This window comes from Kaistia geumhonensis (genome assembly GCF_030815145.1).
GTDB lineage: Bacteria > Pseudomonadota > Alphaproteobacteria > Rhizobiales > Kaistiaceae > Kaistia > Kaistia geumhonensis.
Genome location: NZ_JAUSWJ010000001.1, coordinates 486,159 through 499,788, shown reverse-complemented (window position 1 = coordinate 499,788; position 13,630 = coordinate 486,159). Strand labels below are relative to the sequence as shown.

Sequence of the window (13,630 nt, the reverse complement as noted above, 5' to 3'; positions counted from 1 at the left end):
ATGGCCGCAACCCCGTCGGGCCCCGTGCTCACCATCCGCGACCTGCGCCTCGCCTTCGGTACGCGCCGCCACCAGACCGAGGTCTTGCACGGCATCTCGCTGCATGTCCGGGCCGGCGAGAAGGTGGCGCTCGTCGGCGAGAGTGGGTCCGGGAAATCCGTCACCGCGCGGCTCGCCATGGGCCTCCTTAAGGAAAGCCCGCGCACGCATGCGACCGGCTCGATCCGTTTCGACAGGATCGAGGCGATATCCGGCGGCCGCGAGATCGCGCGGCGGCGTGGCAACCGCGTCGCCATGATCTTCCAGGACCCGACCTCGGCGCTGAACCCCACCTTCCGCATCCGCGGCCAGTTCCGCGACGTGCTGCGCTCCGGCGACCGGCGCATCGGCGACGACGAGGCGGACCGGCGGGCCGAGGCGGCGCTCGCCGAGGTCAGCATCCCCGATCCGAAGCGGGCGCTCGATTCCTATGCCTTCCAGCTCTCCGGCGGCATGAACCAGCGCGTGATGATCGCCATGGCGCTGGCCAACCGGCCGGCGCTACTGATCGCCGACGAGCCCGGCACCGCCCTCGACGTCACGGTGCAGGCCCAGACGCTCGGCCTGATGCACGAGCTGACCGAGCGGCGCGGCACGGCCGTGCTTCTCATCTCGCACAATCTCGGCGTCGTGCGCGAATTCGCCGACCGCGTCTATGTCATCTATCGCGGCCGGATGGTCGAGCACGGCACGACGGCGCAGCTCTTCCACGATCCGCGCCACCCCTATACCCGCGCCCTCCTGGCCGCGATCCCCAAGATATCGGGAGGCGGCCTGCCTGACCTTCCGGAGCGCAGCCCCGATTTCGATCAGCCGATGGTCGTGCACGAGGGCTGCGGCGAGCCGGTGGAGGCACGCCCATGAGCGCGATCCTGGAACTGGACGGGGTCGGCAAGACCTTTGCGGCGGACGGCCATCGTGTCGTGGCGCTGGAGGACGTGTCGCTTGCCTTCGAGCGTGGCGAATGCCACGCGATCGTGGGCGAAAGCGGATCGGGCAAGACGACGCTAGCCAACCTGGTGCTCGGGCTCATCCCGCCTTCGGCCGGGACGATCCGCTTCAACGGGGTGCCTCTGCCGGGCGAGCGCTCCCGCGAGCAGCGGCGCGCCATCCAGCTCGTGCAGCAGAACCCGCTTTCGGCGCTCAATCCGCGCCGGAGCGTCGGCGCCAGCGTGCGTCTGCCGCTCGACGTGCACGGCATCGGTACCAGCGCCTCGCGCGCTGGCCGTGTCGCGGCGCTTCTCGAGGAGGTCGGGCTCGATGGCGACTATGCGCGCCGTTCGCCGCGCGGCCTTTCCGGCGGGCAGCGCCAGCGCATCGCCATCGCACGGGCACTTGCCTGCGAGCCCGAGCTGATCGTGCTCGACGAGCCGACCTCGGCCCTCGACGTTCTCGTGCAGGCGCGCGTGCTGCAACTGCTGCATCGCCTGCGCGCCGCACGCGGACTCACCTACCTCTTCATCACCCACGACCTCGCCGTGGTGCGGGCGATCGCGTCGCGCGTGAGCGTCTTTCAGAAGGGTCGGCTCGTCGAGACGGGGACGGTAGAGGTGATCTTCTCCAGCCCGCGAACGGCCTATACCCGCCAGCTCATCGGCGCCGTGCCCGTCGTCACCGACGAGGAGGCGCGGCTTCGCGACGCCATTCGCAGCGGCGCAGTTCCCATGGATGCAACATGAACGAAGCCGATCCGGCACGGCAGAAGGCCGATGCCGAATTCATCTCGCACGACGATCTCGTGGCCTTGCTGGAGACGATCTTCCGCAGGGCCGGCATGGCGGACTGGGTTGCCGCCGTCCAGGCACGCAACTGCGCCGGTGCCGAACGGGACGGGTCGAAGAGCCACGGCCTTTTTCGCGTGCCGGGCTATGTCTCGACGCTGGCGAGCGGCTGGGTCGACGGCCGCGCGGAGCCTGTGGTCGAGGACGTCGCCGATGCCTTCGTGCGCGTCGATGCGATGAACGGTTTCGCACAGCCGGCCCTGGCGCGGGGCACGCCGCTCCTCCTCGAAAAGGTGAAGCGTAGCGGCATCGCGCTGCTCGCCATGCGCAACTCGCATCATTTCGGCGCGCTGTGGCCCGATGTGGAGCCGTTCGCGGAGCGCGGACTGGTCGCGCTCTCCTTCGTGAATTCCTTCGCCTGCGTCGTGCCGGTCGGCGGCCGCAAGCCCGTCTATGGCACGAACCCGATCGCCTTCGCCGCACCGAGGGCGGGCGGCGATCCGATCGTCTTCGACCAGTCGTCGAGCGCGCTCGCCAATGGCGATGTGCGCATCGCCGCGCGCGAGGGTCGGATGCTGCCGGAGGGCTCGGGCGTCGACCGCACCGGCGCGCCGACGACCGATCCGAAGGCGATCCTCGACGGCGGCGCGCTGCTGCCCTTCGGCGGCTACAAGGGCGCCTCGCTCGCCATGATGGTCGAGATCCTCGCCGCTGCGCTCACCGGCGGCCAGTTCTCCTTCGAGGTCGACTGGTCGGGCCATCCCGGTGCCGAGACGCCGCGCACGGGGCAGCTTCTCGTCGTCATCGATCCCGAGGCCGGCGGCGGTCGCCGCTTCGCCGAGCGGGTCGAACAGTTGATCGGCCGCATCCGCGATGCCGGCCAGGAGCGGCTTCCGGGCGACCGACGGCACGACAACCGCCGCGCCGCGGCGCGCGACGGCATTCCCATCCAGCGCAGCGTCCTTGCCGACCTGCGCGCACGGGCGTCCAGCGGCGCCCAACCCAACTAAGAGAAGCGGAGAGAGGCATGGCCACGCGTATCGGTGTCGACATCGGCGGCACCTTCACCGACCTCGTCTATTACGACGACGAGACCGGCGAGACGGTCGAGGGCAAGGTCCCGACGGTTCCGCATGCACCCGAGGAAGGCGTCGTCGCTGCCGTGCGCGGTCACGTGCCGCCGGCGGTGATCGAGAAGGCGGAGTTCTTCCTGCACGGTACCACGGTCGGGCTCAACGCCCTGCTCGAGCGTCGCGGCGCCAAGGTCGGCCTCATCACGACCGACGGCTTCCGGGACGTGCTGGAGATCCGCCGCGGCGACCGCGCCGAGATGTACAATCTCTTCTGGCGCCAGCCCGAGCCGCTCGTGCCGCGCCATCTCCGGCTGGAGGTCGGGGAACGCATCCGCTTCGACGGCGAGGTGGTCCGCCCGCTCGATCCGGCGAGCGTCAAGACGGCTTTGGCGCGCCTCCTGGAGGAGGAGGTCGACACGATCGCCGTCTGCCTGATCAACGCCTATGCCAATCCGGCGCATGAGATCACCATCGAGACGCTGCTGCGCGATGGTGGCTTCGAGGGCGGCATTTCTCTGTCGCACCGTATCTCGGGCGAGTATCGCGAATACGAGCGTACCTCGACGACAGTGATCGACGCCTTCGTCCGCGGCCGCATGTCGAGCTATCTGAAGCGGCTGGATGGACGGCTGCGCGAGCTCGGCTTCAAGGGCACCTCGCTCATCACCCGCTCCGGCAGCGGCTCGATGACCTTCGCCGAAGCGGAGGATCGGCCGTTCGAGACGATCATGTCAGGACCGGTCGCGGGGGCGCAGGGCGCGAGCGAGATCGCCGAGCAACTCGGCATCGAGGCGCTGGTCACCGCCGATGTCGGCGGCACCTCCTTCGACACGGCGCTCATCCTGGGCGGTCGGCCGCAGGTTCTCTACGAAGGCGTCATCGACAACATGCCGATCCAGACGCCCTGGGTCGATGTGCGCTCCATTGGCGCGGGCGGCGGCTCGATCGCCCATATCGACATCGGCGGCCTCATGCGCGTCGGCCCGCGCTCGGCCGGCGCTGCACCGGGCCCGGCCTGCTACGGCAAGGGCGGCACCGAGCCGGCGCTCACCGATGCGGCGGCCTATCTCGGAATGCTCGGGCCGGGCCGGCTGGCGTCGGGCATCAATCTCGACTTCGCAAAGGCCGAAAAGGCGCTGGAGCCTGTCGGCGCGGCCATCGGACAGAGCGTCGAGGCGACGGCCATCGGCGTGCTGCGCATCGCGGCGTCTTCCATGGCGAATGCCATGCGCGAGGTCTCGGTCGAGCAGGGTCTCGACCCGCGCGGCATGGTGCTGCTGCCCTTCGGCGGCGCCGGTCCGCTGATGGCGACGCTGCTCGCCGACGAGCTGCAGATGAAGCGCATCGTCGTGCCCCCGCTCGCCGGCAACTTCTCGGCCTGGGGTCTCCTCGGCGCCGACATGGTGCAGTCCTCGGCGCGAACCCGCATCATGGATTTGACCGACGACAATCTCCCGGTCGCGAATGCCGTCCTTGCCGAGCTGTTCGCCGATGTCGGGGCGCGCAGCGCCCATCTTGCGCGCACCACCGAGCGCTCGGCCCGGCTGGACCTCCGCTACAAAGGCCAGGAGCACTGGCTGTCGATCGAAGTGCCGCTCGCCGGAGACGCGGTCGGCTCCACGGCCGATGCCATCCGGACGGCCTTCGAAGCCGAGTATCGGCGCAGCTTCGGCGGGCTCATGAGCGAGGCCGTCGAGATCGTCTCGATCCGCGCGACCGTCCGCGCCCCGCTGCCACGGCGCGGCCAGCATCTGGCAGCCGGCGGAGCGGTGGAAGCCGGCGAGGAGACTTTCTCCGCCTGGTCGTTCGAACTCGGGCAGCGGATGCCCTTCCGCGTCGTGCCGCGCGCGGCGATCACCGAGCCGCTTCACGGCCCGGCAATCGTCACGGAATCGACGACGACGCTCTATCTCGACGCGCTCTGGACGGCCACGACCGGCGACCATGGCGAATTGCTGCTCACCCGGGAGGAGATGCACTGATGCTGACCCGCAACGTTGAGGTCCACCGCGCCGGCGTCGCCCGCTCCGGCGATGCGGCCAAGGCCGATCCCATCACCACCGAGGTCGTGCGCCACGCGCTCAATTCGGCCGCCAACCAGATGAAGCGCGCGTTGGTCCGCACCGCTTTCTCGCCCGTCATTTACGAGGTGCTGGATTTCGCGGTCGCCATCTACGATCCGCAGATGCGGCTGCTCGCGCAGGCGCCGAGCCTGCCGATGTTCATGGGCACGCTGAACTTCTGCGTGCAGGAGGCCGTCAAGGCGATCGGCGGGGAGGGCAACATGTTCCCCGGCGACATGATCATGTACAACTGGCCCTACGGCACCGGCTCGCATCCGCAGGACCTCGCGGTCGTCAATCCCGTCTATCTCGATGACGGCGAACTGATCGGCTACACCGCCATCAAGGGCCACTGGCTGGATATCGCCGGCAAGGATCCCTACTGCACCGACACGGTCGACGTGTTCCAGGAAGGCACCGTCTATCCGGGCGTCAAGATCTACAAGCGCGGCGAACTCAACGACGACATCTATCGCATGGTCGTCGCCAACAGCCGCGTGCCGAAGTTCGTGGCGGGCGACCTCAACGCCCAGGTGGTCGGCTGCCGCGTTGGCGCATCGAGCTTCGTCGAGGTCGTGAAGCGCTTCGGCCGCGAGGAATTCCGCAACGCCGTCGAAGCGATGTTCGACCATGGCGAGCGCGTGGTGCGATCCTATTTCGAGAGCATCCCGGACGGTCGCTATGTCGGCCAGGGCGAAATGGACTCGGACGGCATCACCGATGCCGCCATCCCGTTCGAGGTCGTGGTCGAGATCGAGGGCTCGAATGTGCGGCTCGATTTCACCGCCGCGCCCGAGACCCGGGCGGGTCCGGTCAACTGCCCGCTGCCCTCGACGATCTCGGCGAGTCGCGTCGCGATCTCGATGCTGGCCGGCTATGGCGAGGCGCCGCATGAGGGGCATTTCCGGCCCGTCGAGGTGGTGACGCGGCCGGGGACGATGTTCCATCCACTGCCCCCGGCGCCGTGCTTCCTTTATGGCTGGCCGGCCCTTCAGGCGATCGAGGTCATCTACAACGCCATCTCCAAGGCACTGCCGGCCGCCGTGCCGGCGCAGAGCGGCGGCTGCATCGCCTCCGTCGTCTACTGGGGCACGCGCCAGGCAACCGGCGAGCCCTGGGCCGACGGTTCGCCGCATCCCACGGGGCAGGGCGCCTTCAAGGGCGGCGACGGCGGCACGATGCTGCATATCTCCGAGTCCGCCACGCGCTTCTCGCCGATCGAGGTCTGGGAGGCGAAGAACCCCTGGATCATGGACAAGATGGCGCTCGCGCAGGATTCGTGCGGGCCGGGCGAGTGGCGCGGCGGACCGGGCATCGACTTCCACTTCCGCATGACCGAGGACACCTTCATCACGACCGCGGTCGAGCGCACCAAGAATGCGCCCTGGGGCCTCGCAGGCGGCGGCAGCGCCCGACCGAACGGCGTCGGCGTTCGCTTCCCCGACGGGCGCTTCGAATCCCTGCCGAAGACCACCCGCTTCGTCGTTCCGAAGGATGCCGTGCTCGAGCTCTCGACGGGCGGCGGCGGTGGATACGGCGCACCGTCCGACCGCCCGAAGGCGGCGGTCGAGGCCGACCTCAAGGCTGGCTACATCTCCGAAGAGTTTGCGCGGCAGCATTATCCCCACGCCTTCGCCGACTCCTGAGCCGAGTTGCAACCACATCCGCCCGCGCAACCGCGCGGGCGGATTTCCATTCGAGGAGCCGAAATGACCGAGCCATCGCACTCTGTCCGGGAGGCCGTCGTGGCGGCGGTCGATGCCAACTGGCAGCGCCAGATCGATCGGCTGGCAAGGCTCGTCTCGTTCGATTCCACCCGCGGCAACGAGGCCCCATGTCAGGCCTGGCTCGCTGGCGAGTTCGCGGCGCGCGGAGGCCTCGTCGACAGTTTCACGATTGCCGAGGTGCCGATCGAGGGCAAACCCGGTGCGTCGGCGATCGTCGATGTCGACTACACGAAGGCCGTGCAGCTCGTGGCCTCTTTTCCGGCGCCCGATGTCGGGGAGGGGGAGGCCAGGGGGCGAAGCCTGATCCTTCAGGGCCATATCGACGTGGTGCCGCCCGGCCCGCTGGAGCAGTGGCGCCATCCGCCTTTCGAACCGGTCATCGAGGACGGTTTCATGCATGGGCGCGGCGCCAACGACATGAAGGTCGGCGTCGCGGCGATGGTCTTCGCGCTGGATGCCCTGCGCGACGCCGGCTTCGCGCCGGCGGGCGACGTCTTCGTCGAAACCGTGAGCGAGGAGGAGTGCACCGGCAACGGCGCGCTGGCGACGCTCGAGCGAGGCTACCGCGCCGACGCCTGCCTCATCCCCGAGTCGGTCGACAACCAGCTGCTGCGGGCCGAGCTCGGCTCGGTCTGGTTCCGCCTGCGCATCCTAGGCAAGCCGGTTCATGTGCTGCAGGCGCAGGCGGGCGCCAGCGCGATCCTCGCCGCTTACGACTATATCGCCGACCTCATGGCTCTCACGGCCCGGATCAACGAGCGGGCGAGAACCCATCCCTGGTTCGGCCATATCGAGAACCCGGTGAAATTCTCCTGCGGCAAGATCCGCGGCGGCGACTGGCTCGGTTCGGTCCCTGCCTGGTGCGAGATCGAATGCCGCCTCTCCGTTCTTCCCGGCGATCCGCTGCCGATGGTGCGTCAACTCGTGCTCGATGCCGTCGCGGCCACCGCCATGCGGCTCGGCGCCGACGCGCCGCCGGCGCTGAGCTGGATCGGTTTCCAGGCCGATGGTCACGTCTTCCAGCCGGGCAGCGAAGCGGAAGCCGTCCTGCGCAATGCGCATCGGGCGGTGTTCGACAGCGAGCTCGAGACCTTCAGCCAGACCGCGACCAGCGATACGCGGCAGTACGATCTGTATTACGGCATCCCGACGCTCTGTTACGGGCCGCGGGGCTCCGGCAGCCACAGCGCCGCTGAGAAGACCGATCTCGCCTCGATGCGCGAGACGACCAAGGCGATCGCCCTCTTTATCGCGGAATGGTGCGGCCTCCGTCCGGCGGAGCGGTAGCCGCGCGGGCCCACGGATTGGGCAGCGAAGGAACTTTTCCGGTTCTGCACAGCCGGCGGGCAGATTCCTGCAGAACGAGGTTGTCGACAGTCTGGATACAGGATATTTCCTAGAGCAGATCAGGAGCGCGTGAGCCATGGCAACCGACATCAATGCCTATTGGGACGAGTTCATGGAGGCGGTCGCGGAGGCTGACCAGCCGCGCCGCGCCTTCGAGGTGTTGCAGCGCATCACCGAGGAAACGGTCGGGACGAAGCTGTTCACGGCGATGACCTATGACGCGGTCGCGGGCCTAGCGCGGCGAACCTATTCCGGCAACGAGACGGCCTATCCGACGGGCGGCTTCAAGCCGATGTCGATCGGCATCTGGTCCGAGACGGTCATCGAGAAGCGGCAGCCCTATGTCTCGAACACGATCGAGCAGATCGCCGAGGTCTTTTCCGACTGGCCGCTGATCCAGTCGCTCGGCTGCGAATCCGGCTGCAACATCCCGGTCGTCGTCGCCGGCGCCGTCGTGGGCACGCTGAACCTGCTCGACGTCAAGGGACACTATACGCCGGAGCGGATGGCGATTGCCATGCAGCTTCGCCCCTTCGCGGCCATCGCCTTCATGGCCACCGACAAGGCCGCCGCGCGCGATGCCGCCCGCGGCGCGGCCTGAACTCACGAACGGAAGCACGAGAATGGCCGAGACCACCCTCCGCGTAGCGACCGATGTCGGCGGCACCTTCACCGACCTGGTCTATTTCGAGACCGACCGCGCGACCGGCAAGCAGACCATCCGCACCGCCAAGTCCGACACGACGCCGCCGAATTTCGAGGCCGGCGTGCTGAACGTGCTGAAGAAGGGCGAGGTGGATATCGCCTCGGTCGATTTCTTCGCGCATGGCACCACCGTGGTCATCAACGCTCTGACGGAGCGCAAGGGCGCCAAGACGGGCCTGATCACGACCGAAGGCTTCCGCGACGTGCTCGAGATCGCGCGCGGCAACCGACCCGACTTCTTCAACCTCACCTACGAGAAGCCCGAGCCGTTCGTGCCGCGCCATCTCAGGCGCGAGGTCGGCGGCCGTATCTCCTATCGCGGCGAGGAGACGAAGCCGGTCGATCTTTCGGCGCTGCCGGCGATCCTCGACGACTTCCGCGCCGAGGGCGTTCAGGCGATTGCGGTCTGCCTGCTCCATTCCTATGCGAACCCCGCGCATGAGCAGGCGGTCGCGGCCGAGATCCGGCGTCTGTGGCCCGACGTCTCCGTCGTCGCCTCGCACCAGATCACGCGCGAGTGGCGCGAATACGAGCGCTCGAACACGACGGTTCTCTCGGCCTATGTGCAGCCCGTCGCCGAGCGCTATCTCGGCCGCATCGAGGAAGGCCTCGCCTCGGCCGACTATCGTGGCCGGCTCTATATCATGCAGTCGAACTGCGGCGTCGACTCGCTGCGCTCCACCAAGGCGATCCCGATCACCATGGTCGAGTCCGGTCCGGCATCCGGCTTCTGGGGCGCGGCCGAACTCGGGCGCATCATCGGTGAGCCCAATGTGCTGGCGCTCGATATCGGCGGCACCACCGCGAAATGCTCCCTGATCGAGAACGGTCAGGTCTCGATCAAGACCGACTACTGGATCGAGCGAAGCCGCAAGTCGGCCGGCTATCCGATCATGGTGCCGGTGGTGGATCTCGTCGAGATCGGCAATGGCGGCGGCTCGATCGCGCGCGTCGATGCGTTCGGCAAGCTGCATGTCGGCCCGCAGTCGGCCGGTGCCTCTCCGGGGCCCGCCTCCTACGGTCGCGGCGGCACGCTGCCGACGACGACCGACGCCAATCTCGTGCTGGGACGCATAAACCGCGACTATTTCTGCGGTGGCGAGGTGATCGCCGACATGGATGCGGTGGAGCGGGCGATGGCGCCGCTCGCCGCCGAACTCGGCGTCGGCATCACCGAGGTGGCGCGCGGCATCGTGCGCATCGCCAATTCCAACATGGTCAATGCGCTGAAGCTGGTCTCGCTCAATCGTGGCCACGACCCGCGCGATTTCACGCTGGTCGTGTTCGGAGGCGGCGGCGCGATGCACGGCGTCGCGCTCGGCCAGGAACTCGGCGTCAGGAAGGTGGTCGTGCCGCGCGGCGCGCCCGTCTTCTCGGCCTGGGGCATGATGATGTCCGACCTTCGCCGCGACTATTTCGTGACGCGGCTGATGGAAGAAGACGACGCGGCCGGCCTCGACGGTCTGCTCGCAGAGATGACGGCGCATGCGACGGCCCAGTTCGGCGAGGAGGGCGTCGCGGCGGACCAGGTGATCTTCCGCCCGCTCGTGAAATGCCGCTACCAGAACCAGGAGCATTCGGTCGAGGTGCCCATGGATCCGGGCCCGGTCGACGCGTCGAAGCTTGCGGGGATGATCGCGCGGTTCCACGAGGTCTACGAGCGCGAATACACCTATCGCCTGAACGCGGCGGTCGAGATCGTCGGCGTTCATCTGATCGCTTCGGCAGAGGTCGGAAAGCTCGAGATCGTCGCGCTGCCGAAGACGGGCGCAAGGCTAGAGGACGCGATCAAGGGCCGCCGCATGGTCGACTACGCCACCGAGGGCGTGCACGAGGCCGTCATCTACAACGCCGAGAAGCTGGAGCCGGGCATGACCTTCACCGGCCCTGCGGTGATCGAGGATCCCGGCACGACGATCGTCGTCCATCCGGGCAATCGCGTGTCGATCGACGATTTCGGCAACACCCATATCGAGATCAGGGGCTGAGCGATGAGCGACAAGAGCTACGATCCCGTCACGCTCGACATCATCCAGAACGCGCTCGAAGCGGTGGCCGACGAGATGTTCGCCGCCCAGCGCAAGACCTCAATGAGCGCCATCATCTATGAGGTGCTCGATCTCGGCACCGGCATCTGCGACGGCAAGGGCGAGATCGCCTCGTCGGGCGCCGGCATCCCGGCTTTTGTCGGCGTTCTCGACAAGGCGGTGAAGGGCATTCTCGCCAAGCACCCGATCGAGACGATCCGGCCGGGCGACCTCTTCGCCTCGAACGATCCTTATTGGGGCGGCGTCACGCACCTCAACGACATGATCCTGGCGCTGCCCGTCTTCGCGGATGGCCGCATCGTCGCCTGGACGGCGAACATCGCCCACTGGAACGACGTCGGCGGCATGGTTCCGGGCTCGATGTCGTCGGACGCCCGAGAGATCTTCCAGGAAGGTGTGCGCATCCCGGCGGTCAAGCTGATCGACGCCGGCGCCCCCAACCAGGCGGTGTTCGACATCCTCTATGTCAACACGCGCCTGCCGGACTTCCTCCGTGGCGACCTGTGGGCCGGCATCGCGGGCGTCAGGATAGGCGAGCGCCGCATCCTCGAACTGATCGAGAAATACGGCGCCGACACCTTCGAGGCGGCGCTCGAGGACTTCATGGACCTCGGCGAGCGTCGCGCCCGCGCGGCGCTGAAGACCTTGCCGAAGGGCGTCTTCTCCTTCACCGAGGAGCAGGACGATGGCGCCATCCACAAGGTGACGATCGAGATCACCGACGACGAATTCGTCATCGATCTGCGCGACAACCCGAGGCAGTCCGGCTCCAAGAATTCGAGCCGCGAGGGCGTCGAAATCTCGTCGCAGCTCGCTTTCAAGGCGGTGACCGACACGGCGGCGCCGGGCAATGGCGGCTTCTTCCGGCCGCTGCGCGTCATCACGCAGCCGGGCACGATCTTCCATGTCGAGGAGCCGGGCGCGCTCGGCTACTATTCCGAGGTCGAGATCCGCCTGTTCGACCTGCTTCTGCGCTGCCTCGCGCCGCATCTGCCCGGTCTCGTCCCGGCCGGCAACTTCGCCTCGATTTGTGGCACCGTCGTCGGCGGGCCGCATCCCGATCATGGCCGCCACTACACGATCGTCGAGCCGCAGCTGGGCGGCTGGGGCGCGCAGAAGGGTCGCGACGGCAACAGCGCCATCTTCTCCGGTTTCCACGGCGACACGTTCAACTGCCCCGCAGAGGTGGCGGAAGCCCGCTATGGCCTCGCCGTCGACCAGATGGCGCTCAATCCTGAGCCGGGCGGCGAGGGCGAGTGGCGCGGCGGCAAGGGCATCAACACCCACTACCGCGTCAGGGCCGACAACAACTTCCTCTCGGTCGGCTACACCCGCTCGCGCATTCCGCCATGGGGCGCCGATGGCGGTCTCGACGGCACGCCGAACTATGTCGAGGTGCTGCGGCCGGGCAGGGCGCCCGAGCGCTACTCCTTCGGCACCGACATCCCGCTCAACACCGATGACGTGGTGCGCGTGGTGACCGGCAATGGCGGCGGCTTCGGCGATCCGAAGAAGCGCAGCGCCGCGGCGATCGCCGACGACATCAAGAACGGCTACCTGACGGCCGAGCGCGCCGCCGAAATCTACGGATACCATTCGGAGGCTGCGGAATGAGCGCGACCCTCTTCACTGGTGGACGGCTGCTCGACCCCACCCGCGACGAGCTTCTCGACGGCTTCGAGGTTCTCGTGGTCGATGGCCGGATCGCCGAGGTGTCGGATCGGCCGATCCACGATGTGGCCGCGCAACGGATCGACCTGCGCGGCAAGACGCTGATGCCGGGCCTCATCGACTGCCACGTCCATGTCGTCTCGACGACCGTCGACGGCTGGGCCAACACGCTGGCGCCGTCCTCGCTGGTGGCGCTGAAGGCGGGCCGGATCATGGAGACGATCCTGCAGCGTGGCTTCACCACCGTGCGCGATTGCTGCGGCGCCGATCTCGGGCTCGTCATGGCAATCGAGCAGGGCGTCGTCGACGGCCCGCGCCTGATCATCTCCGGCAAGGGGCTGACCCAGACGGGCGGCCATTGCGACCAGCGCGTGCGGACCGACGATCGTACCCAGGTGATGGAAGAGCGGCTCGGCAATCTCGGCCGCATCGTCGACGGCGTCGACAACTGCCGCCTCGCCGCCCGGGAAGAACTGCGCAAGGGCGCCAAGTTTATCAAGATCATGGCGAATGGCGGCGTCTCTTCGCCGACCGACCCGATCCATTCGATCCAGTACTCCCGAGAAGAGATCAGGGCGATCGTCGACGAGGCCGAGAACGCCGGCACCTATGTTTCGGCCCATCTCTACACTGACAAGGCGATCCGCCGGGCGGTCGAATGCGGCGTCCATTCGCTGGAGCACTGCAATCTGATCGAGCCGGAGACGGCGCGCATGGCCGCGGAAGCGGGCTGCATCGCCGTGCCGACGCTCGTGGCCTATGAGGGCCTCGCGCTCGAAGGCGAGCGGTTCGGCCTCTCGAAGGAAGCTTCCGCCAAGATCGAGACCGTGCGCTCCGCCGGCCTTCGGTCGCTGACGATCATGCAGGAAGCCGGGCTCCCGATGGCCTTCGGCTCGGACCTGCTCGGCGAGCTCCAGAAATACCACTCGATGGAGTTCGAGATCCTGGCGCGGGCGCTGCCCAATGCGGAGATCATCCGCTCCGCCACGCTGGTCGGCGCAAAGCTCTGCCGCATGGAAGGCGAGGTCGGAGTCATCCAGCCCGGCGCCGCTGCCGACCTTCTCGTCGTCGATGGCGATCCCTATGCCGACATCGCCTGCCTCGCCCATGACGGCGCCCATATGCCGGCGATCATGAGCCGCGGCCGCTTCGTCAAGAACAGCCTCCACTAAGGAGCACGGCGCCGCTGCGCCAACCGACCTGCCTTCCGACAGGGAACACGAAAGAGGAGAGAAG

10 protein-coding genes are annotated in these 13,630 nt (G+C 67.9%); all 10 read left to right on the top strand.

What is annotated here, in order from left to right; all coding sequences use genetic code 11:
• Positions 1–903 (top strand): ABC transporter ATP-binding protein, encoded by a 903-nt coding sequence (locus QO015_RS02350; RefSeq protein ID WP_266281710.1) that lies wholly within the window; start codon positions 1–3, stop codon positions 901–903.
• Positions 900–1,718 (top strand): ABC transporter ATP-binding protein, encoded by an 819-nt coding sequence (locus QO015_RS02345; RefSeq protein ID WP_266281711.1) that lies wholly within the window; start codon positions 900–902, stop codon positions 1,716–1,718. The genes QO015_RS02350 and QO015_RS02345 overlap by 4 nt, the downstream gene beginning before the upstream one ends.
• Positions 1,715–2,770, top strand: coding sequence for an Ldh family oxidoreductase (locus QO015_RS02340; RefSeq protein WP_266281713.1), 1,056 nt, complete (start codon positions 1,715–1,717; stop codon positions 2,768–2,770). The genes QO015_RS02345 and QO015_RS02340 overlap by 4 nt, the downstream gene beginning before the upstream one ends.
• A gap of 17 nt (positions 2,771–2,787) precedes the next feature.
• A complete protein-coding gene (locus tag QO015_RS02335; protein ID WP_266281715.1) occupies positions 2,788–4,815 on the top strand; it encodes a hydantoinase/oxoprolinase family protein in 2,028 nt (675 codons plus the stop codon).
• Positions 4,815–6,542 (top strand): hydantoinase B/oxoprolinase family protein, encoded by a 1,728-nt coding sequence (locus tag QO015_RS02330; protein ID WP_266281716.1) that lies wholly within the window; start codon positions 4,815–4,817, stop codon positions 6,540–6,542. The genes QO015_RS02335 and QO015_RS02330 overlap by 1 nt, the downstream gene beginning before the upstream one ends.
• A gap of 63 nt (positions 6,543–6,605) precedes the next feature.
• The gene (locus QO015_RS02325; RefSeq protein ID WP_266281718.1) at positions 6,606–7,910 is read left to right on the top strand and encodes an ArgE/DapE family deacylase; all 1,305 of its coding nucleotides are present in this window, start codon (positions 6,606–6,608) and stop codon (positions 7,908–7,910) included.
• Positions 7,911–8,046: 136 nt separating this feature from the next.
• Positions 8,047–8,571: a GAF domain-containing protein gene (locus tag QO015_RS02320; protein ID WP_266281719.1), complete on the top strand. Its 525-nt coding sequence runs from the start codon at positions 8,047–8,049 to the stop codon at positions 8,569–8,571.
• A gap of 22 nt (positions 8,572–8,593) precedes the next feature.
• Positions 8,594–10,663, top strand: a complete 2,070-nt coding sequence (locus tag QO015_RS02315; RefSeq protein WP_266281720.1) for a hydantoinase/oxoprolinase family protein — start codon at positions 8,594–8,596, stop codon at positions 10,661–10,663.
• 3 nt (positions 10,664–10,666) lie between these two features.
• Positions 10,667–12,337 carry a hydantoinase B/oxoprolinase family protein gene (locus tag QO015_RS02310; protein WP_266281721.1) on the top strand — a complete coding sequence of 557 codons (1,671 nt, stop codon included), beginning with the start codon at positions 10,667–10,669 and terminating at the stop codon, positions 12,335–12,337.
• Entirely contained in the window at positions 12,334–13,566 is a 1,233-nt protein-coding gene (locus tag QO015_RS02305) for a metal-dependent hydrolase family protein (RefSeq protein WP_266281722.1), read from the top strand. Before QO015_RS02310 ends, QO015_RS02305 begins: the two co-directional genes overlap by 4 nt.
• The last annotated feature ends 64 nt before the right edge of the window (positions 13,567–13,630 follow it).